Source organism: Streptomyces angustmyceticus (assembly GCF_040701845.1).
Classification (GTDB): Bacteria; Actinomycetota; Actinomycetes; order Streptomycetales; family Streptomycetaceae; genus Streptomyces; species Streptomyces angustmyceticus_A.
Map to the genome: position 1 here is coordinate 1 of NZ_JBFBHQ010000030.1, position 20660 is coordinate 20660.

At 69.0% G+C, this 20660-nt stretch carries 19 protein-coding genes and 1 pseudogene; all 20 read right to left on the reverse strand.

Annotated features, from left to right (window positions below; translation table 11 throughout):
- Positions 1-37 precede the first annotated feature (37 nt).
- Positions 38-403, reverse strand: a complete 366-nt coding sequence (locus AB0411_RS33535) for a hypothetical protein (protein WP_366421011.1) — start codon at positions 401-403, stop codon at positions 38-40.
- A 37-nt stretch (positions 404-440) separates the two neighbouring features.
- Positions 441-701 (reverse strand): annotated as a pseudogene (locus tag AB0411_RS38180) (peptidoglycan-binding protein); the annotation flags it as partial.
- A 1049-nt stretch (positions 702-1750) separates the two neighbouring features.
- Complete coding sequence (locus tag AB0411_RS33545; protein WP_366421013.1) at positions 1751-2593, reverse strand: hypothetical protein; 843 nt, start codon at positions 2591-2593, stop codon at positions 1751-1753.
- A gap of 133 nt (positions 2594-2726) precedes the next feature.
- On the reverse strand, positions 2727-4622 hold the full coding sequence (locus tag AB0411_RS33550; RefSeq protein WP_366421014.1) for a hypothetical protein: 1896 nt from the start codon (positions 4620-4622) through the stop codon (positions 2727-2729).
- 1 nt (position 4623) lies between these two features.
- Complete coding sequence (locus AB0411_RS33555) at positions 4624-5721, reverse strand: hypothetical protein (protein ID WP_366421015.1); 1098 nt, start codon at positions 5719-5721, stop codon at positions 4624-4626.
- The gene (locus tag AB0411_RS33560) at positions 5721-6671 is read right to left on the reverse strand and encodes a hypothetical protein (protein ID WP_366421016.1); all 951 of its coding nucleotides are present in this window, start codon (positions 6669-6671) and stop codon (positions 5721-5723) included. Before AB0411_RS33560 ends, AB0411_RS33555 begins: the two co-directional genes overlap by 1 nt.
- 9 nt (positions 6672-6680) lie before the next feature.
- Positions 6681-7577 (reverse strand): phage distal tail protein, encoded by an 897-nt coding sequence (locus tag AB0411_RS33565; protein WP_366421017.1) that lies wholly within the window; start codon positions 7575-7577, stop codon positions 6681-6683.
- Positions 7574-12997: a phage tail tape measure protein gene (locus tag AB0411_RS33570; protein ID WP_366421018.1), complete on the reverse strand. Its 5424-nt coding sequence runs from the start codon at positions 12995-12997 to the stop codon at positions 7574-7576. The genes AB0411_RS33565 and AB0411_RS33570 overlap by 4 nt, the downstream gene beginning before the upstream one ends.
- A gap of 15 nt (positions 12998-13012) precedes the next feature.
- Positions 13013-13270, reverse strand: a complete 258-nt coding sequence (locus AB0411_RS33575; protein ID WP_366421019.1) for a hypothetical protein — start codon at positions 13268-13270, stop codon at positions 13013-13015.
- A gap of 143 nt (positions 13271-13413) precedes the next feature.
- Positions 13414-13959, reverse strand: a complete 546-nt coding sequence (locus AB0411_RS33580; RefSeq protein WP_366421020.1) for a hypothetical protein — start codon at positions 13957-13959, stop codon at positions 13414-13416.
- An 85-nt stretch (positions 13960-14044) separates the two neighbouring features.
- Complete coding sequence (locus AB0411_RS33585; protein WP_366421021.1) at positions 14045-14518, reverse strand: hypothetical protein; 474 nt, start codon at positions 14516-14518, stop codon at positions 14045-14047.
- A 119-nt stretch (positions 14519-14637) separates the two neighbouring features.
- Positions 14638-15093: a hypothetical protein gene (locus tag AB0411_RS33590; RefSeq protein ID WP_366421022.1), complete on the reverse strand. Its 456-nt coding sequence runs from the start codon at positions 15091-15093 to the stop codon at positions 14638-14640.
- On the reverse strand, positions 15090-15476 hold the full coding sequence (locus AB0411_RS33595) for an HK97 gp10 family phage protein (RefSeq protein WP_366421023.1): 387 nt from the start codon (positions 15474-15476) through the stop codon (positions 15090-15092). The genes AB0411_RS33590 and AB0411_RS33595 overlap by 4 nt, the downstream gene beginning before the upstream one ends.
- Positions 15473-15922 carry a DUF6093 family protein gene (locus AB0411_RS33600; RefSeq protein ID WP_366421024.1) on the reverse strand — a complete coding sequence of 150 codons (450 nt, stop codon included), beginning with the start codon at positions 15920-15922 and terminating at the stop codon, positions 15473-15475. The genes AB0411_RS33595 and AB0411_RS33600 overlap by 4 nt, the downstream gene beginning before the upstream one ends.
- Entirely contained in the window at positions 15922-16302 is a 381-nt protein-coding gene (locus AB0411_RS33605) for a hypothetical protein (RefSeq protein WP_366421025.1), read from the reverse strand. Before AB0411_RS33605 ends, AB0411_RS33600 begins: the two co-directional genes overlap by 1 nt.
- Positions 16299-18128: a hypothetical protein gene (locus tag AB0411_RS33610; protein ID WP_366421026.1), complete on the reverse strand. Its 1830-nt coding sequence runs from the start codon at positions 18126-18128 to the stop codon at positions 16299-16301. The genes AB0411_RS33605 and AB0411_RS33610 overlap by 4 nt, the downstream gene beginning before the upstream one ends.
- Entirely contained in the window at positions 18125-18463 is a 339-nt protein-coding gene (locus AB0411_RS33615) for a hypothetical protein (protein ID WP_366421027.1), read from the reverse strand. Before AB0411_RS33615 ends, AB0411_RS33610 begins: the two co-directional genes overlap by 4 nt.
- 86 nt (positions 18464-18549) lie before the next feature.
- Positions 18550-18843: a hypothetical protein gene (locus AB0411_RS33620; protein ID WP_366421028.1), complete on the reverse strand. Its 294-nt coding sequence runs from the start codon at positions 18841-18843 to the stop codon at positions 18550-18552.
- Positions 18844-18848: 5 nt separating this feature from the next.
- Complete coding sequence (locus AB0411_RS33625) at positions 18849-19895, reverse strand: major capsid protein (RefSeq protein WP_366421029.1); 1047 nt, start codon at positions 19893-19895, stop codon at positions 18849-18851.
- Between the two features lie 12 nt (positions 19896-19907).
- Positions 19908-20651 (reverse strand): hypothetical protein, encoded by a 744-nt coding sequence (locus tag AB0411_RS33630; protein WP_366421030.1) that lies wholly within the window; start codon positions 20649-20651, stop codon positions 19908-19910.
- Positions 20652-20660 lie beyond the last annotated feature (9 nt).

Below are 20660 nucleotides of genomic sequence, written 5' to 3' on the forward strand. Positions count from 1 at the left end.
GCAGCAGTCGGCAGGGCAGAGGGGAGCCGCCGCGGCATCAGACGCCTCGGACAGCGGCGGGGCGCCTGACCTCGGCCGCGGACACCGGGGCGGTGACCTGCGTGCGGTCGAACATGGCGACCACAGCGGCGGCGAGGGACATGAACACGGCCTGCTTGTCAGCGGACCAGTCGAGGCCGAAGCCCACCGCGAGGGCGACGACGGCCTGGACGAAGCCGAGGACGGCCGCGCCGACCGCGTCGTGGGCCATGACGGCGAGGATCAGGCCGACGGCCGCGGCCGCGACGGCGTTGATCCAGGCCTGCTGCTCGGCGGTCACCTCGATGGCGAACGCAGACACGACCTTCACGACGATGGCGACAAAGCTGAGGATGAGTGCCGGTTCACGGCCGAAGAGCTTCACGATGATTCTCCGATGGCTAGGGGTGGGTTGGAGGGGGTCAGACCTTCGGGACCTTGAGAGCCGTCCAGGACTTCTCGCCCGGCACTCCGTCAGCATCCGAGCCGGAGTAGCCCAGCTTGCGCTGCCAGGCGGCATAGCTGTTCTTGTCGGAATTCGTCCAGTCCGGGCCCGGACCGTTGCTGTACTTGCCGCATCCCTCTGCGACGAGGCGACGCCCCATCGCGGTGATGATCGGGCTGTGTCGGCCGCCGTGGAAGAAGTTGCTGCCGGGGAACGGCTCGTAGGTCGGGGTGTTGGGCTTTGACGCGGCGCCCGGGACCTTCAGCTTCTGCCCGACGCTGATCTTGTCGGCGTCCTTGAGGCCGTTGAGGGATACGAGCTTGGCGACGGTGGTCTTGTACTTGGCGGCGATGGAGGAGAGCGTGTCGCCCTTCTTCACCGTGTACGTCGTCGTGCTGGAGCCGGTGTCCGGCGAGCCGCCGGAGTCGCCGCCGCCGGTCGCCTTGCCCGGGACCTTGGCGGTGTCGATAGCTCCCGGATCGCCGTGATCATTGCCAGGGACCTGAGAGTGGCCGTAGTGCCCGGCCTTCGACTGCCAGGTGGACCGGGACCGGGAGGAACTGCCGCTCGGGTAGGCCGGCGGCTTGCCCGCGGGCCAGGTGTCGGGGATGCCCCAGGCCCGGCCCGCAGCGAGCAGCCGCTGGAAGTTCGGCTTCTTCTCCGGATCGAAGCCGTTCGTCCACGGGGAGGCGGCGCGGCCGAGGACCTCGACCTGGATGTTGACCTTGCCCTCGCGGTTCGTGCGGCGGGCCCCGTCGTTCTTCAGCGCGCGGCCGGACTGGTTGAGCGGACCGAACTGCCCGATCTTGTCGGTGTCGGGGTCGTAGATGACCTGCGGCTCGGCGCCCACACGGATCAGGTAGGCGCCGATCGACGTGAGGTAGCTGCCGCCGGCCGGGGACTCGGTGGTGTGCCACGTGAAGCGGGCCCCGCTCTCGGGGTGGTCCATCGCGCCGCCGATGGACTGGTCGCCGAGCTTCGTGGCGCCGGAGATGTACGCCGGGCCGGACGCCTGCCGCGGCATGTCCGCCTCGACGGGGCCGGGGTCGGGCTGGCGCACCTCGAACGGTGCGGCGTCGGTCGGCACGTATACGTCCAGGTCGCCGTCCTCGCGCAGGACGCAGAACGCCCCCTGCTGGCGGTGCTCCTTGACGAACCGTGGGCTGTCGTCGAGGGCGGCGATGGCGCGGACCTCGTCCACGTGCGCCTGGTCGACGGTGCCGAGGTAGGTGGTGGTGAGCTGGTTGGTCTCGGGGTCGAGGTGGTCGACCGCGACGTGGTACTCGGTCATTGGCTGGTCCTGTCGAGGCGGGGCTGGACTAGGTCGATCTCGCTTCGCAGCTGCTGGTAGACGGCGAGGGACATGCGGAAGCTGCCGGCGTCGCCCCAGGAGGGGCCCCAGCTGTTGCGCACGCGGAGGATGGTGTGCTCGTACGAGAAGTCGCCTTCGACTTCGGCGACGGACTCCAGCGCGGTGATGCAGACCTCGTGGCCGCCGGCGACTGGTGAGGAGTCCCAGTTGGGGATCTCGTCGAGGAGGGCGGCGCTGGAGACGGGCTCGAAGAACGCCTGGCGCCAGGGCATGCCCATGAGGACGGGCCCGGTCTGGAGGAGCATGCACAGCTCCTCGGCCGTGGTGGCGTGGCCGTACTGGTCGATGAGTCCGCGGCGGCGCAGGGCCTTGGCGACGCCGAGGCCGGAGGAGCCGCAGTCGTCCGATGGCCAGGTGTAGTCGAGCCATTCGTCGGCGGTGGTGGCGTCGGCGTACAGCTGGATGGCGAACCGCTCGGCGGCGACCGGGTCGGTGGTGTCAAGGCCGGCGGCGGCGCAGGCGTCGGCGGTGAGGAGGACGGACAGGCATGCGGTGGCGGCGTTGGCGGTGCAGGATCCGAGGGCGTCCACGTCCTGTACGCCGACGAACATGTCGCTGGTCTTGATGCCCTGTGCGAGGAGGTCCTGCTGGTCCAGTACCGGCACCCTGGGTGCCCACTCCACCGTGCGGATGGTCTCGCCGGTGTACGGGCGGCGATAGGCGAGGCTGCGGGGGTCCAGCACCTTGTGGCGCCCGAGCTGGGGCGTCACTTCGTACTGCTGCACGTCGAGGTCGGGCAACTCCCCGAGCTCCTGCACTCCCCGCGCCTGAGCTGATGGTGGTGTCTGACTGGGCATGGCCGTTGGCCTGCGGTCAGTCCCTCGGGGTGCGGCGGAGGGTCGCCTACTGATGAGAGTACGGGCGATCAGCCCCGGCATTGCCCCTGCCGTGTCAGGGGTTGAGGCGGGTGAATCTCACCCAGGAGCCCACGCCCATGCGGGTAGCGGTTGCGGACGAGGCTGACTGTGCCCACTGGAGGGCGAAAGTTCCTGTGGTCGCTCCCATGGTGACGATGCCGGTCTCGATGACGTAGAGCAGATTGCTGTTGGCGTTGCGGCGTCCGTAGGTGGTGGTGGTGGTGAAGGCGTGCGCCCCCATCCTGGCCGTGATGTTGTCGGCTGCGTTGGTGAGGGTGTCGGTGCCCGCGGCGACGGATGAAGGACCGTGCACTGCCTTGAGCCCCGTGGCGCCGGAGGGGACTTTCCAGGCGGTGGTCATCAGGCCGGTGGTTCCGGCGCCAATGAGCAGGTGGAGCTCGACGAGGTAAGTGTCGCCCGCGATGAACGTTCCGACGAGGTCGGGGTCGTCGGCAAGGGTGGTGGTGGAGGCGCGGTCTGTGGAGGTGGTCTTGTAGACGATCGAGGGCACATTCCGGGCGGAGATGGAGCCGGTAACGGCGAGGCCAGTTGAGCTCAGGGTGTGCGCTGATCCGTTTGCGGTGATGGTTACGTGGTCTCCCGTGACAGCAACGGTGGATTGCTTTGCTGTGCTGCTGCCGTCGTGGGCGTAGAGGGTGAGGGTGGATGTGCCTGCCGTGGTTGCGGCTGATGTGGCGTCGATCGCCGCGTATCCGGTCTCGCTGGTGCTGGTTGGGCTGTTGCTGACGAGGAGGAACCGCCCTGGGGAGAAGCCGGGCCTTGGGGAGCTGAGCGATAGGGCTGCGAGGGTTGCGTTCCCGGAGCTGTCCTGTGAGGTGCAGGGGGCTCCGAGGTTCATCAGGGCCTGAGATGAGTCGAGTGGGCTGGGCCCGGCGTTGAGGATGGCTGGGAATATTTCACCGGTTATTCCGGAGTAGAGGAGCGCGGAGGGGCGGGAGGAGATCCCGGCGGGAGGGGTGGGGGTGACGACGACGCGGGAACCGGACGTGTTGGTCTGGAGGACGCCGCCGGTGACGGTGGAGCCGATGATGTCCGTACCGGTGATGGTGCCGCCGGTGATCGTCTTGCCGGTGATGGCGTCGGCTTTGAGGGCGGTTGCGTCCACCGATCCGGCGGACAGCTTCGCGGTGGTGACGGCGTTGGCGTCGAGCTTGTCGGTGGTGATGGCCAGGGAGGCGATTTTCGCTGCGGTGACGGCTTCCGCGGCGAGCTTGTCGGTGAGGACGGCTCCGGCGGCTATCTGCCCGGCGAGGATCGCCCCTGCCACGATCTTCTGCGTGGTGACGGCGTCATCGGAGATCTCGGTGGTGCCTACGGCGTTTGCTGCGATTTTCGCTGCGGTGACCGCGTCGTTCGCGAGCTTCACTTCGGTGACGATGCCGTCCACGAGGTCGTCGGCCACCACCGGCGTCGGCCCGAACGGCCCCGCCTCGACGGAGGGGGGTGAGGCGGCGCCGGACGTGTTGCGGGCCAGCAGTTGCACGTACACCGGGTCGTCCGTCACTACGACGACGGTGGCGCCCTGCGCCGTCTCGATCGTGGACTGTAGCGTCGCCGCGGTCGGCGTGAAGCCGGGGCTGGCGGAGGCGTGGACCTCGATCCGGGCCCAGTCCAGGGGGATCACCGCGTCGTCGGCGAATGTGCCGTCCCACGAAACGGTGACCCCGCCCAGGACGGACGCCACGATCGGGGAGGACGGTGCGGGTGGTGGCGGGCCGTTGACGACCTGGATGCCGGAGGTGCCGTCGGCCTGCTGCCCGTAGATGGCGCGCAGGCTGCCGGTGTCGTCGCGGACCTCCACCGCGGCGTTCTCGATGCTGGCGCCGTGCGCGATGCGCTGGCCCTTGGCGATCTGCTGGATCTGCCGCTTGATGCGGTTGAGCTCGCCGGGTACAGACCGGTCGTACATGTCAGGCCACCTCCGGGGAGCCGTAGTGGAAGGAGTCGGCGCGGGCCAGGGTGAGGATGGCCTGGTCGGGGGCGTCGCTGGGCTTGTAGGACTCGGCGGTGATACGGCACCAGCCGGACCAGTCCGCCCAGTCGTTGTGGACGGAGACGTACACGTCGTCGCCGATCTGCCAGGAGCCGAGTGGCGCGTTGGGGTGGTCGCGGACGGTGATGGAGTCGATGTCGCCCATGATCTGGCGGCGGCGTCGCTCGGCGGCCGCGCGCCGGCCGAGGGCGTCGGTGCCGTTGACGGTGGGCAGCTGGAGGACGGTCTCCATGCGCAGGCCGCCGTCGCGGACCGTGTCGACGCAGAAGCGGGTCGCGGTTCCCTCGCCGGAGCCGGTGGCGATGATCGTGGTGGCGAAGTCATCGCCGTTGTAGGTCGGCTTGGGCGGTTCGATGACGTTCACGCCGGTCGAGAAGCTGATGTCGGTGCGGCGGGCGCCGAGGCGCGGGTAGCCGAGGACGATGCGGCGCTTCACGGTGCCGTTGGACTGGTACTCGGTGGCGTTGGTGTACTGCGGGGCGCCGTCCTCCCCCACCAGGTCATCGACGTGATCCCCGAGAGAAGGGGCCTCGTACCAGTAGGAGTGCCAGGGCTCGGCGGTCGTGCCGGCCTTCGCGCTCGAGGTCGTCGCATCCACGACGACGCCGAGGTTGCCGTCGGGCTGCTCCTGGGCGTACGCCCAGATGTCCCGGATGATTTTGCAGGGGTCCTGGTTGACGTAGGGGCCGCGGCCGCGGAGTTCCCCGTGGTGGTCGTGGCGTTTCGTCAGGTACGAGGACCAGCCCGCGGCTTCGACGCGCAGCTCGCGGTCCTCGGCCTCCAGCGACCAGACGAGGCCGCCCCAGCGGATGAACCCGTCGGCCTCCGCGTAGATAAGAGCGATGCTCGGCAGGAGGAAGTTTCCGGTGGACTTCAGCCAGCGCGGGGACAGGGTGCCGGAGAACGATCCGGGCCCGTTGAGCTCCCGGCCGAACTCGACGCCCGTCAACGGCAGCGCAGGGTGCAGCACGGCGCCGGTCAGGGCGTGCTGGGCCCAGTAACGCCACCGGCCCATCAGAGACGGCCCTCGGTGAACTCGATGTCGGCGACGAACGTGGTGGCGCCGTCCACGATGATGTGGCCGGCGTTCGTGGAGCGGGTGCGCATGCGGACCTGGAGGGTGACGTTGGTGCCGCGCAGGGCCGCGCCGGCCGTGTCGGTGAGGGACAGGGTGTCGGCGACGAGGAGGGAGTTGCGGCGGAAGCCGGTGCCCTGGTTGTCGTCGATGGACACCCACTGGGCTGCCTCTTTGCCACCGAAGTTGAAGGTCAGGCCGCCGAAGGCGTAGCCGGTGTCAAGGCCGATGCAGGCGGCGTGCAGGAGGATTTTGACGCTGGCTGCCCAGGCGGGGACGGGGATGGTCCAGTGGGCGCCAGTGGGGAAGTTCTGCCACGTCTCCGAAGTGCCGGACAGGTACACGGCGGGGTTCGAGGCGAAGTAGTTCCACAGGGACCGGTCGCGGCGTGGGTTGGCGACTTTCCGCAGATCGACGATGTAGGCGTTGGTGATGGTGGCGGTGGAGGCCGGTATGTCGATGCGGGCCAGGGGGATGGCGGAGTAGCCGGCTGGGACTGTCGTCGCCGAGCTGCTGACGTTGGGGATGACCTCCCAGAACACGATCGGGTCCACCGCAGGGTCGCGGGTCCCCTCGTAGTCGGGATCTTCCACGCGCAGGACCAGCATGTCGGAGCGGGCCGAGCCGCCCGTCGCTGAGATGGAGACGGTGTCGGAGCCGATGTTGTACGCCGTGTACGAGCCCTGGACGGACGAGACCTTGCCCGCGATGACCGCGGACCCGTCGCTGATCTGCACACCGGCGCCGGGCGTGCCCAAGGCCGACACCTTCAGGTCTAGGCCCGTGGTGACGCCCTCGTTGTCGCGGGCCAGGTCGCGGAGCATCATGCGGAACTGCTGGGCGGTGTGCGTCGCGCCGGTGGTGGCGATCGGCGTGGGGTTCAGGGCCATCAGGTCTCCTCAGATTGCCTTGTAGGCAGGCCACCAGGTGACGGCCAGGCTGGATGTCAGGGTGTTGTCGGTGGCGGTCCACCGGATTTCGTTGATGCCGGGTGTCAGGGCGAAGGTGTCGATGCGGGAGCGTGGGGTCAGCCCAGCGCCGCCGCCGTTCTCGCGCAGGACGGTCCGCCACCCGGGCCGGGTGTCGATCTCCACCCACTCCCCGTCGGCGAGCGTCGTCTGGACGGTCAGCGTCCGGCCGGAAGCGACGTGCGTGACGGTCGGGTTGGCGCACGGGCCGTCGATGCGCAGGACGGGCCAGGTGGGGGCGTTGCCGGCGACGTCGAGGTAGCCGGGGCGGCCGACGGCCGCGGGGTCGCCTTCGATGACGAAGGGGAACTCGAGGGGGAAGGTGAGGCCGCCGGTGGAGAGCAGTCCGAGGGGGATGCTGGTGGTTGCGGGCTCGTCTGCGTAGTAGAGGTAGTCGCCGGCCTGGAATTCGATGTCACAGGGCACCCAGCCGTGCCGGTAGCGGGTGACGTCCGGTTCGAGTTTGCGGAGGCGGCCGCGGACGGTGCGGGCCTCGCGGCCGGGGAACTTGAGGCGGAGGTCCATGGTGGTGCCGCCGGCGCCGCGCACCGCGGGGGTGTCGGCGTCGGCCTGCAGGGCGGCGAGGACGTCCCAGACGGTGGTGGCGTCGCCGGGCACCTTGATGGCGGCGTCGATCTGAAGGGTGCGGCCCGCGTAGTAGTCGATGCCGAGCCACGTGCCGTCCTCCCCCGCAGGCTCCACATCGCCGGTGCGCAGGGGTGGCTGGCCCAGGCCCTCGATCGCGGCGATGGTGACGGGGGTGCCCTTGCCGATGAGGAGGCTGCCGAGCTGGTGCTGTCCGTCTTCGAGCTCTACGGGTGTGGTCATCGGGCTGCTGCCCCTCCTCGGGCCAGGCGCCGCAGCTGGTAGGCGTTGCGGGCTTCGATGTCGCGGGCCAGGTCCTTGGAGCGGCCGTGGTCGGCGACGTGGAAGTGGGTCTCGCCGACGAGGGGGCCCTGTTCGCGGATGACGACGACGCGTCCGGCGTTGGCGTCGGTGAGGCCGACTCCGAAGCGGTGGGCGACGTCGCCGAGGACCGCGGTGGCGGAGGCGCGTTTGTTGGCGCCGAGGGGGATGTACGCCTCGCCGCCGGTGGCCGGCTCGGCGAAGGTGACGGCGCCGGCGCGGGTGCCGTAGATGCCGGGGCGGATGCCGCCGTTTGCGTAGGCGAGGCCTTTTTGGGCCTTGGTGAGGTCGGAGAGGAACCGGGTGGATCGGGAGCCGAGGCTGCTCTTGATCTGCGTGGCGGCCTTGGTGGCGACGGCGACGATGTCGTCCTCGCCAAGACCGGTCGTGCTGGCCACGTCGTGGATGCCGGTCTTCGACGATTTCACCGCGGCGATGATCTGCACGAGCTGCGCGAGCTCTTCGCTGGTGAGGGTCTTGGCGGCGGTCTTCGCCGAGGCGTTCGCGGCCTTCGCCTTGCTGGAGGACTTGGCGGCCTCGGCTGCGATCTTCTGTGCGGCGTCGTCACCCTGCCCGGCGAGCTGCATGGCCAGGTCGCCGTAGCCCATGGCCGCGAGCTTCGCGAGGTTCGCCTGGAAGGTGCCGCTGGTCTTGTTGGAGGCGTTGAGCTGCTTGGTGTAGTCCGCGAGGGTGGCCTTGGCGAGCGGGGCGAGCTTCCGCAGGTTCGCGACGATGCTGTTGAACTGGGACTTGGAGGCCTTGGCGAGGGCGGACACCATGGAGGCGCCCTCTGTGCCCATGTCGCGGAGTTGGTCGATGACGTCGGAGCCCCCGCGGGAGGCGATCTTCGCGAGGTTCGCTTCGTAGGAGGCGTTCGATTTCACCGCGGAGGAGAGGGTCTTGCTCCAGTCGCTGAGGGAGAACGTCTTCTTGTAGCGGGCCTCCGCGGTGCGGGCCTTGTCGGTGGCGGTGGCCAGGGAGCGGCGGGCCTTGGCGACGCTGTTTTCGGCGCTCACCAGCTGGGCGTGGGTGTGGCGGTGGCGGCGGACCTGGTTGAGGCGGGCTTCGGCCGAGCGGAGCGTGTCCACGGCGTTGGCGCGGGCCCGGATCGCCTTGTTGTAGTCGTCCTTGCTGATCGACTGGTGTGCGTCACCGTAGGAGGACTGCACATCGGAGACGGACTTCATGGTGCCGGTGGGGGTGTAGGAGAAGCCGCCGGAGTCGAACTGCTGGACGTGCACTCCGCCGTCGGCGTTCCAGGCGACGCCCTTCCCGCCGAGGCGCCGCACGGTCTCCTCCGCGATTGCCCTGGAGCGGGTGCGCTTGGAGACGGCCAGCGGGATGTAGGCCTCGCCGCCGGTCTCGTCCTCGGCCCACACGCGCCAGGTTCCTGGGCGTGCGATCTGCGCTATGTGACTTTCCCGGAGACCGCCGTTGTCGTAATGGGCGACATCAATGCCGCCGTCGGCCCGCCACGCCGTTTCGGCGGCGTTCTTTGCGGCCTGGGAGGTCCCTCCGCCGCGTATGACCTTTTCGAAGACGGTGCGGACGGTGTTGGTGATGATTCTTCCCCGCAGGGAATCGATCTGCCTCTGGAGGGAGGCGAGTTGGGCGCTCTGCGAGGTTGTCGGGACGCTGACCACCACGGTCTTGCCGTGGACGCTTACGATCTTGAATCCCAGGAGTTCGAGCTGTCGACGTCCTTCGGCGGTGGGGACGTGCATGGTGATGGTTTTGCCGTGTGCGCTGGCGACCTTGGCCTTCAGCCCTTCAAGGTCCTTTACTGCCCCCACCGTGGCGGCATCCATCTTGACTTCCTTGCCGCTGGGCACGGCAGACATCTGGTCGATGACGTCCTGGAGCTGGTCCTTCGCCTTCTTGTCCTTGACGATGACCTCGTACTCCCGGGTGCCCGGGATGAGCTTGATGGTGAAGCCGAGGTCTTCCAGCTTCTTCTTCGCGCCCTCGGAGAGCGTGTCGACGCGGATCTTCGTGGCCTTGGGCATCCGCTGGAACTCGGCCTGGACGGCCAGGAGCTCGGCGAGGGTGGAGTCGACGCCCTTGGTCTGGAGGAGGATCGATACCTGGCCCGGGATGAGGCCCATCGCATTGGCGACGCCCTCGGCCTGCTTTTCTGACAGGCCGTAGCCCCTACCCAGCTTGATGGCCGCGTCTCGGGCCTTCTGCATCTCCCCCTGGGATGCCTTCAGGGAGTCAGGCAGGCTCTTGCCCTGCGACTGGGCGAAGTCGTAGGCGGCGATGGCGGCGTCCGATGAGCCGTCGGCGATGTTGTTGAGGGTGTTGAAGAGTCCCTGGCCGTTCTTCGTGGCCGTGTCGATCTGACCGTTTGCCCTGATCAGGGCCTTGCCCCAGCCGTCGCTCTTCTTGACACCGTCAGTCAGTGCGTCGTTGGCCTGCGTGATCGCCTCGTTGACGCGGGCCTGCGCGGCTTGCAGGTTGATGCTGCCGCCGGAGAGCAGGTCGAGGCTCGCTCGCAGGGCCCGGGTGCGGGAGTCCGCGTCACCCGTCTTGTCGGCAAGGTCTGCAACCGCTTCTTTCAAACGGTCGTAGGCGGAGACTCCGTCGCCGCCCAGCTTCTTGGCGTCGTTCAACTCTTTCTGAGCCGAGCTCGCCTTTTTGAAGTTTCCTGCCAGGTCGTTCAGGGTGTTTGCGGCGCTTCCGTACGCGACGGAGAGTTGCGCTGCCTTCTTGCCGGCATCGGTGTCCGGGCCCTTGCTCGTGGACAGCTTGGCTTGCGCGGCGGCCAGGTGCCACATCTTGTCTGCGAGCTTGCCCATGCCGTTGCCGCTGTCGAGGTAGGCATCGGTGACGTCCCGAAGGGAGAAACCCGCGGTCTTCATCGTTGCGGCGAGGGACCCGTTGATGTCCTTGAGCTTCGCTCCTTGAATGGTCTGGGCGGCCTGCGCTCGGACGGACTCGTCGACAGCCCCGTTGGACTCCCGCAACGCCGAGGTGAGGTTGTCGATCTCCGTTTGGTGTTGAGCGGCCTCGGCTGCGGCTTTCTGCTGGGCAGAGGCGAGGAGGCCGAGGCCAACGGTGACGCCAGCGATAGCCAGACCCCAGGGACCGCCCATCGCGCCCATGAGGCCGCCCATGGCGGATCGCAGGCCGGAGCCGGCGGCAGCGGCCACCCCGCGAAGTGTGCCGGTGAACCCGGTTGCCTGGGATGCTGCCTGCCGGAACGCTCCGGTCATCCGACCGATGACCGGGACGCGGGTTTCAAGGACGGCGAAGGCGGCGCCGTAGCGGGACAGGGACTGGCCGGCTGACGCGGCGAGGCCGCGCTGGACAGCCATCTGCTGGGACAGGGACTGGAAGGCTCCGGTGACGCGGCCGCGGATGGTGTTGGCGACGCCGGTGAGCGGGCCCTGGACGCGACGGAACGCGAGCATCGCCAGGACTCCGGCCTGCACCGGGCCGGGGAGGGAGCCGAAAGCGGAGGCGATGCCGCCGACGACGTGCCCGATGGGGCCGAGGATGCCGGAGAGCCAGCCAAGGGTGGAGAGGATCGCGTCGATAGCCATGGTGGCGATGTCGATCGCGGTAGCGAGGCCGGAGGATCCCTTGGCGAGGGAGGAGAAGCCAGCAATGACGGGCTTAAGGTAGTCGAGATAGTTAGAGAAGATCTCCTTCGCTGTGGCACCGATGGATAGCAGGATGTGCAGGAACTGGGCGAGGGCGTGTTCGCCGAGGTCCTTGAGTGGCCTGGCTATTCCGGAGACGCTCTTGCCGATTTCGGAGAACCGGCTGGACAGTGCTACCCCGATCTCCGGCCCGAAGAGGGTGGCCGCGGAGTTGAGGTACTGGAAGAATTTTTCGATCTTCGGGGTGGCTGCGGACAGGCCCTTGGTGATGCCGCGGGTCATCCACTCGATTCCCGGGGCCATGCCCTGGTAGATGGCGAGACCGGTCTGGCGGGCCTGGGTCTTGAGGCCGAGCATGGCGCCGGCGAGGCCCTTGCCCTTGGCGGCGGCGATGTCGGCAGCCGAGCCGCTGCTCTTGACCGCGGCCATCAGCGCATCGAAGGAGTCGACGCCCTGGTGTGCCATAGCGATGGCGCCGGACATCGCCGGCTTGCCCATGGACTTCTTGACGGCGGCCGCGAAATCCTGCTGCGTCATGTTGTGCTGGGCCTTGGACAGGCCGTCGATGACGTACCGCAGGCCCTTGAACTGCCCGGATGCGTCCCACGCCTCGATGCCCATGGCCTTGAGGCCCTCGATCATCTGCGGGGTGGGCGCAGCCAGGTTGGCCATCATGCCGCGGAGTGTCGTACCGGCGGTCTGGCCGAGGATGCCGGCCTTGCCGAGCATGCCGACTGCGGACGCGGTCTCCTCGATGCTGACGCCGAGTCCGTGCGCGACCGGACCGGCGTATTTCATCGCATAGTAGATGTCCTTGATGTCGCCGGAGGCGGCGTTGGCGGTGGAGGCGAGGGTGTCGGCGGCGCGGGAGGCCTGGTCGGCTCCCATGCCGAACTGGTCCATGATGTCGCCGAGGTACTTGGCGCTGTCTGCGGCGTTGACCTGGGCTGCGGAGGCCAGGCGCAGGGATGCGCCGGTCGCCGAGATGGCCTGATCGGTGCGGAAGCCGGCCTTCGCGAGCTCGACCATGGCCTCGGCGGCGTCGCCTGCGGTGGCGCCGGGCAGAGACAGGTCGTTGCCGAGCTGGTTCGCAGTCGCCGCGGCGCGTTTCATCTGCATCTGCGTCGCGCCGGTGACAGCACCGAACGCGTTCATCTGCTGCTGGTACTCGTTGCCCTCCTTGACCATCTCCCCCAGGCCCATGACCAGCGCCCCGCCGGACAGGAGCGCTGCCATGCTGCGGAGCTGGCCGTGAGCGCGGCCGGTCTCGCCGGCGAAGCGGCGCATGGAGGCGACGCCGCGGGCGCCAACCCGGTCGGTCTGGGTAGCGGCAGTGCGGGCGGCGGCGGTCAAGCGTTGCAGGTCGCGGACCGCGGTGGTCAGCTGGCTCCGCATACGGGAGATGTCCCGGGCCGCGTTGCGGCTGTTGGAGCCGAGGCGGTCCATGTTGCGCTGTGCAGTGCGGGCGGCGTCGCCGTAGCGGCCCAGGTTGCGGGCGGTGGTGCGGGCGTTGTTGCCGAGGCGCTGGATGTCGCGGGCTGCGGTGCGTGCTTCGCGGCCGAGGGAGCGGAGGTTGCCGCGGGCGGACCGTGCGGCGGTGTCGAGCTCGCGGACGCCGGTGCGGGCGCGGGTGAGGGACTGGTCGAGGGTGCGGGCGTGGGTGGCGGACTCGCGCAGGGCGCGGGCCAGTGACGTGCCGTTGCCCCGCAGGTCAACGGACAAGTTCCAGTTCGCCACCGGGCCCACCCCTTTCTATTCGTCGTCTTCGAACTTGCGGCGCTGCTTGGCGTGGAGCTGCTTCATCGCTTCGGTCGCGGCGTGCACCGATGCCGGGATGAGCAGGACTTTCTTGCCGTGGCTGCTGGAGTCGTCGGTCTTGAGGGAGTCCTGTTTGTCGGCGATGGTCTGGCAGCCGATGCACAGGTGGGTGATGGCGACGTAGGCGTCCTCGGTGTCGTCGTCGCCGCCCTGGTCCCAGTCCTCGGCGCGGGTGCCGCATTGCGAGCACACCGAGCGTTGGTAGTCGCGGTAGGCGAGAGCCTTTGCGCGGTCGCGGGATGTCCAGGTGCCGTCGCCGATGCCGCGGAACTGGGAGTGGGGGATGCCCCACCGGTCGCACAGTTCGAGTTCGCCGCGTAGTCGGGCATCGGCGATCAGTCTTTTCCCAGGTCCAGGCGCGACTCCAGTTGCACGTTCCAGGCGGTGGAGAACAGGGCGCCGGCCTCGGCGTCGGACCAGGTGTCGAGGAACTCGCGTGCCTGATCCTCGGTCATGCCGTCGAGGTTGGAGGCGGCGACGAGGGCGGGTCCGAGGGTGTCGGTGTTGATTTCGAAGCCGTCCTCGGCCTGCTCCTCGGTCGGCGGGTGTGCCTTCTTCAGTGCGTCGAGGGCGGTGCGCTCCAGGGCCCGGAACGTCAGGACGATGGAGGTCGCGTCGACGGCGGCCTGCGCCTTGGTGACGGCGGCGTCGGCGGCGCGGAGGGTCTTCTTCGCGTCGGGTGAGGTGTCGTCCTCGGCGAGGCGCTTGGCGTTGCGCTGCTCGTACTGCGCGGTGGCCAGGGCGGTCTTGGCGTCCCGGTCGTCGCAGATGGTGAGGGTGGCGGTGGGGCGCTGTCGGTTGCGGAGCCGTTCCAGGGTGGTGGCCCAGTGGGCGTCCTTGGCGACGGCGTCGGCGGGGGGCTGGGGCAGGGGGGTGGTCATGGTGTTCTCCAGTGGGAAGGTGGCCCGGCCGGCACCGCGGCGCCCCTTCCCAAAAGCGGAGGGCGCCGGCCGGGGGCTGGGTGGGTCAGGTGGCGGCCGGGACGGCTGCGCCCTGTACCGGGGTGTCGGTGATCGAGAACTTCGCCATCCACTTGGCGGCTTCGTTGTCGGCGGTGATCTCCGAGCTGCGGGAGGCGACGCGCACCGGGTAGACGTCCATGGACAGGCTGGCGGGGACGTCGCCCTTGCGGAGGATGATGATGAAGCCGACGGTGCCCTTGGCGAGGGCCTCTTCGAGGTCGCTGTCGGTGTCGTCCTCGTAGAACGTCAGCGACGAGTCGGCGGCCTGGTCGGAGCCGGGGATCTTGGAGTCGAACGTGGACTCCATGTCGGGGGTTTCGATCTCCTGGTTTTCCAGGGAGAACCCGTCGACGGCGGCGATGGCCTTGGTGAGCTTGGTGGCGCCGGTGATTTCGGCGCGGGTGGGGAGGTAGCTGGTGGAGGTGATGGTCTCGGCGAAGAGGATCTTCGTTACGCCCTTGCGGGAAAACCTGGCCATGAGGTGGGCCCCTTGTCCCGGGGCCGGTCGTGGCCCCTTCACGTGATGTGTGGGTGTTCGGCCACTGGGTGGCGCGTCCGCGAAAGGGGCCGCCGCGGTGCGGTTTGCCCGACGAGTCGTCAGGCGGGCGTCAGGTCGAACCTGAATCGCTGCACATAGCTGATGATGCCATCGGTGGGATCATTCATTGCCCCGACCTCGATCTCCAGCTCCCGGCACACGCACGCGGCGCCGGCCACGGTGAGGGGGTTCGTCCACTGTCCGGTGGTGGGGTTGCGGGCGAGGAACGCGGCGCGGGCCTTGTCGGCGAGACCCTCGGCCTGCTCGAGGGTGCCGGCCGAGCCGGGACGGGTCTTGTCCGGGGCGGAGACGCTGGTGACCTGCACGACGAGGGACAGGTCTTCGTTCATGTCGGCGTACGGTGCGCCGCTGAGCGTCGAGTCGAGGGGGGTGAGGACGTAGTAGGCGGTGGCGTTGGCGGCACTGGTCGGCAGGACGCCGCGGCCGACGGGGAGGCTGGTGGCCGTGCCGAGGAGCGCGGCGAGGGCGTTGGTGACGGTCCGGCGTTCGATCACCGCAGCACCTCCGCGACGGCAGACATCATCCCGAGGTGCAGCGCGGCCGTCATCGCGGGCAGTGACGGCTGGACGTGGGCAAAGGGAGGCTGGGCGTAGACCCTTCCCAGGCTGTCGGCGCCGACGAAGCCGAATTCCAGGCGGCGTCCGTAGGGCTCTTCGGTGCCGATGGTGCACTGCGCGCCGTGCGGAAGGTGCCGCTTCTCGACCTGCCAGCTGTTGCGGTACTGCCCGGTGATGACGTTCGGCCCCGGGCGGCCGGAGGCGTGGCCCTTGATCTGGGCGCGGCCGAGCTCGGCGGCGTGCTCGACACCGTGCGCGACGGCGGGGCCGATGCGTAGCGCGGCGGCCTCGAGGCGGGCGGCCAGCTGGTCGGGCGTCACATGCCCTCCCGGGCTGCCTGGTTCTGGTCGAGCGGCGTGATGCGGACGACTTCGGTGGTGGCGGCGCGGGCCGGGTCCTGCGCGGTCCAGGACCGGCCGAGGAGCGCGGTGTTCGCGGTGTTGTGGACGCCGACGACCGTGACGATGGCGTCCTTGGGAGCGAGCGGCGCCGTGAGCGGCGTCATCAGCCGGTAGCGGGACTTGGTCTCCTGCACCCACATCTGGCCGGCGTCGGGGGTGGCGCTGATCTCGGACTGTGCGGTGCCACCCTGCACCGCCCCGGGGCCCTCGTAGAGGACGACGGGCTCGGGGTACTCGTTCTGTCCGGTATCGGGGTTGTAGACGGGCCCGCCGGTGGCGGGCAGCGTGATGCGGACCGTGTCCACCAGGAGGTTGGTGTTGATCCAGCGGACGGCGCCCGCCAGCGCGGCATCGAGGCCGGCCATCAGGCCCCTCCCCTCTCCTCGGCCCAGTCCATGAGCTGGGCGAGCATCGCCCTGGTGAGGGCGTAGCGCTCGTCCTCGAGGTCGTCGCTGTCCAGGGCTGCCTGCTCCAGCTGGGCCGGGTTGATGGTCCGCAGGAACGCGCGGATGGTCTCGGCGGGCGGTGTGGTGTCGGCGACCATGACGTGCGCGAGGCCCTCGAAGGCGACGCCGGCCGGCTGCCGGGTGTGCAGGACGAGTTGCGGCAGGGCGCCGTGGACGTCGTGCTGGAGGGTGTAGCCGATGACGTCGTGCCCGATTTCGGTGTCGTCGAGGCGGATGCTGGCGCTGCCGGGCTGGGCGTCGATGCGGACGCCGTGCGCGGTGGGCGTCTGTTCCGTCATGCCGGGTCTCCGTCCGCGATGTCGGTCCGGCCGGTGAGGTCGGGGCGGGGGTAGAACTCCCTGATACAGCCGTGGTGCGCCGATGGGTAGGTGGCGCATTCGTCGAGTGAGCGCAGGGTGCCGTCGGCGTGATCGGTGTCCGGGTGATTGACCCATCCGCAATTCGCTACAATTAGACCGTCAATTGTAAAAGTGCCGCCACTAGTTGAGGCGTCGTACACCCACCCCTCATAACTCTGCGCAGAGATCGACTCAACTCGCGAAAGGGAGAATCGTTGGGAAAGGTCGACGACAGATCCGACAAGGTGATTGCTACTTGCGAGGTCTGCGGAACTTCCTTCCATCCCCATTACAAGAGCAAGGGGAGGTTCTGCGGCTATGAGTGCTCCCATGCGGGACGCACTCGCCTTCCTCGTGAGGATGTGTGCCGCCTCTACGTCGAAGACCGACGCCAGCCGTCGGAGATCGCCGAACTCCTTGGGCTCACCGTCAGCCAGGTGTACGGGATCGTAAAGGCTTCCGGAATCACCAGATCCCGTGGCGTGGCTCTTAGCCTGTGGCATGCCAACGCCGGGGCCGACGCCAGGAAAGAACGTGCCACGGCAGCCCATGCCGCTGTACGTGGCGTTCCCGTTACTGCCGACAGTAAGGCTCGAGCTGCACGTACCAACCACACTCGGCGTACCACTGTAGGGCCGCACGAGGTGGCTTTCGCCGCCATGCTGATCGCTCGTGGCATCAGATTCGATCAGCAAACTGCGTGCGACGGTTACAACATCGACTTCACCCTTACAGAATTCCCCGTCGCGGTGGAGATCGTGACGGGAGGCGGAGCGAACGGAAAGTGGGAACGCCTTCACGAGCGACGCATACACGTCCTCCACCATTGGAACCTGTTCGAGGTGAAGTTCCGAACGGGTCGCCGCATCCTCGCCGAGCCTGTCATAGACAAGCTGATCTCCTTCGCGGAGAAGATGAGCACGCACCCAACCGCGTTCGGTCAGTACCGGATGGTTTGGCCCGACGGTCAAGAGATTCGTACCAACCGGCGTACGCGTCACTATTCGATAGGCGGGTCCTGAGAACCAGGCCCTGACCATCTGCTTCAGATGCCCGTGCGGGAGGAATCTTCCGCCGGGCATCACGCATTCTGGGCCGTCCCGGACCTGCATCCATTCGGCGTTGAGCTCGTCGCGGGCGGTGTTGATTGCTCCCGAGTTGGCGGTGACGACGCCCTGCCAGGACAGTGCGGCTGCGGCCCAGGCGTGGACGGGGTGGCGGGCCTGGTTGGAGTAGATGACCGTGTCGAGCGGGTGCTCCTCGAGGAGCCGCTCCGTCTGGACGCCGAGGATGCTGCGGGCGGCGTCCTGCGCGGCGCGGGCGAAGGCCTGCGCGCGGCGGACGGCTTCGGTGATGCGGCGGATGAGGTCGCCCCAGAACGGCGCGGTCAGGCCGGTGATGGCGGCCTGGTGGTTCGCGGTCCAGGTGAAGAGAGACCGGTTGGCTTCGGCGCGCTCGAGGGCGCGGACGGCTCCGTCGCGGTAGGCGATGGGCAGGTCCTGCGCGGCCCAGCGTTCGACGAAGGCGCGGGCGCGGCGGTCGAACTCCCCCACGTCTGCGTTGAACGCCACCAGTGCAGTGCGGATCTGCTGGGTGGCGCCCACCGTGCGGCCGCCCTGGATCTGGGCGAGGCGGGCGAGGAGGGTGCGCTGGCTGGTGTGGAGGATGGACCAGGCGGTGGTGAGCTGCGCGGCGCCGGCGGCGATGAGCGCGGTGAGTTCTTCGCGGCTGGTGCGGGTGCGCTGGTCTTGGATGGGCGCGGTCATCGGCGGCGCCGCTCTACGAGCCGGATGATCCCGAACCTGTCGTCGCTGCTGGTGCTGGTGTCGGCGGGCTCGTCGGGGGCGGGCGGCGCGCCGTCGGCCCGGAGCTCGGCCATTTTGCGTTCCAGGGCGGCGAGGTTCGCGGTGGTGTTGAGGCTGACGACGGAGCTGACGCCGATGACGGCTGGCTGCGCGACGAGGTCGTTCCAGCGCTGCTGGAGGACAGTCAGGGCGACGGCGCGGGCTTTGCCGAGGCGGGCGTAGCGGGCTTCCAGGTCGGCGAGGTCGGTGTCTTTGCCGAGCTGGTCGAGTAGCCAGTCGCGGATGGCGACGTCCACTGCGGCCTCCAGGTGGTGCGGGGTGGGAAGGGGCGGGGGTGTGGGTGCGGGCCCTGAGCGCCCCTGCCGGGGCCCGCACCCGTGTGTCAGCTGCCGTCGCCCTCGTCGGCGGCTGACTTCCGGCCCCGAGCCGGTCGGTTGGCCGCCGTCTTCTTGGCGGCCGGCTTGTCGCCCTCGTCGCCGTCGGGCGACGGTTCGGGCTTGGGCTGCTCCTCCGCGGCCTTCTTTGCGGCGGTGGGGAGCTTGCCGTCCTCCCAGGCGTCCGGGTTGGTGACCGCGGACTCGAGGTGGTCGGGCACTTCCTGGCCGGCGTCGAGGCGGACGCTGACGCCTGCGCGTTCCGGGTCGGTGACGAACACGGTCTTCGCGAGCTTGGCCATGGCGATCAGAGCACCGTTGCGGAGATGTGGATGTCCGGCACGTACAGGACGGGCATGCCGACGGCCGCGCCGCGGGTGTAGATCTGCACCGGGTCGTCCTCGACCTTGGTGACCACGACGATGCCGGGGGCCTCTTCGCGGGTCAGGGCGGGGTTGGTGCCGGAGGTGAACTGTGCGGCCTCGCGGGTGACGCCGTACTGGGTCTCCGACCACTGGGACGCCGGGACGTCCGGGACGAGGATCCACTTGGTGTCGGGGATGACGCGCTTGTAGACGTCGTCGTCCCAGACCTGGACGTCGTATTCGACGATGGGCGGCAGGGAGTAGCGGGCGCGGACCGCGTCGACCTCGTTGGGTGCGAGGGTGGCGGTCGGGGTGGTGCCGGTGGAGTACGAGCCGTAGAACGCGCCCCGGTATTCGGCGTTGGCGGCGAGGATGCTGCGGGCCCGGCGGGAGGTGAGGACCATCTTCGGCGCGGGGGCGCCGCTGTTGACGAGGTAGTCGATCCACGCGCGCTCGTCGCTGAGCGGGGTGGCCGCCTCCTGGTCCCACTTCACGGCCGCGGTCGGCATGTTCGCCGAGGGGACGTTCCAGTTGATGTCGAGGCCGATGCCGGGCAGGTTGACGACGCCGGTGGCAAGGAGCTGGCCGGCGGCGAGTTCCTGGGCGGTCTGGATGGCCTCGACGTGCCGCTCGACGTCGGAGTAGAGCAGGTCGACGTAGGCGGCGGTGTCGGCGCCTCGGCCGACGTCGAGGAGGATCTGGTCCATTTCGGAGACGGCGAGGGTCTGGCCGAGGGCGGGCAGCATGCCCTCGTTGACGACTCGCTCGGCCTGCCGGCGCCCGAGGGCGGTCGGCGCGTCGTAGGCCCGGAACTTGGCGGCGTTGACGCGGCGCTTCATGCTCTCGGCCTTGAAGCGGATGCCCTGGATCTGCCGCTCGGGCAGGATCTCGCGGGTCAGGCGGTAGTTGGCCGGGGTGTACAGCTGCCGCGCGAAGACCGTGAGGTCAGTGGCGTTGGTGTCCTGAAGAAGGAGCTCGAGCGCTTCCATGGGGACTCCTCCTTACCGGTAGTGGATGTTGACGCCGGGGGCGGTGGACGCGATGTTCGTCGGGTCCATGGGGACGGGGAGCTTGGCCGCGTAGACCTCGCCGCGCCACAGCAGGGCGCCTGCGGCCTTGGTGGAGCCGGGGTTGAAGAAGATGTGGTCGACGAGGTAGCCGTGCAGGACCTGGGTGCCGTCGGAGGCGCTGGCGGCGCCGCCGGCGGTGTTGGTGGTGACGGCGACGGCCGGGGAGGAACCGCCGGTGAACGAGCCGGAGGCGGTCATCTGGGAGACGTCGTCGGACAGGTAGGCGCCCGCGAAGACGACGGTGTAGGGGCCGCCCGCGTTGCCGGTGACGGTGACGTCGCCCGGGGCGATGTTGGACAGGGCCTCCAGTGCGGCCTGAACGGTCGCCGCGGTGGCGTTGTAGGCGATGGCGCTGGTGGTCTGCCCGGAGAACGTCAGCGTGAACGTTCCGCCCGTCGGGCTGCCGCTGATGGTGACGGTCTGCGTCTCGGACGTCGGCCCCGAGTAGGGGGCGTACAGCCCGGAGGCGGTGACCTTGCCGAGCGGAATGCCGGACTTCATGACGTTGCGGCCCTGAAGGAACGGGCTGGTGGAGGCGGTGTAGTGGGTGCCCGAGCTGAACTTCGTCAGGTCGAGGGTGATGGTGTTGGTGTCCTGGACTCCTACCAGGGACGCGAGCCACGGCCGGTCGGCGGTGACACTGTCCGAGTAGGAGAGCGGCTGGAAGTCGTTCACGACTGCTCT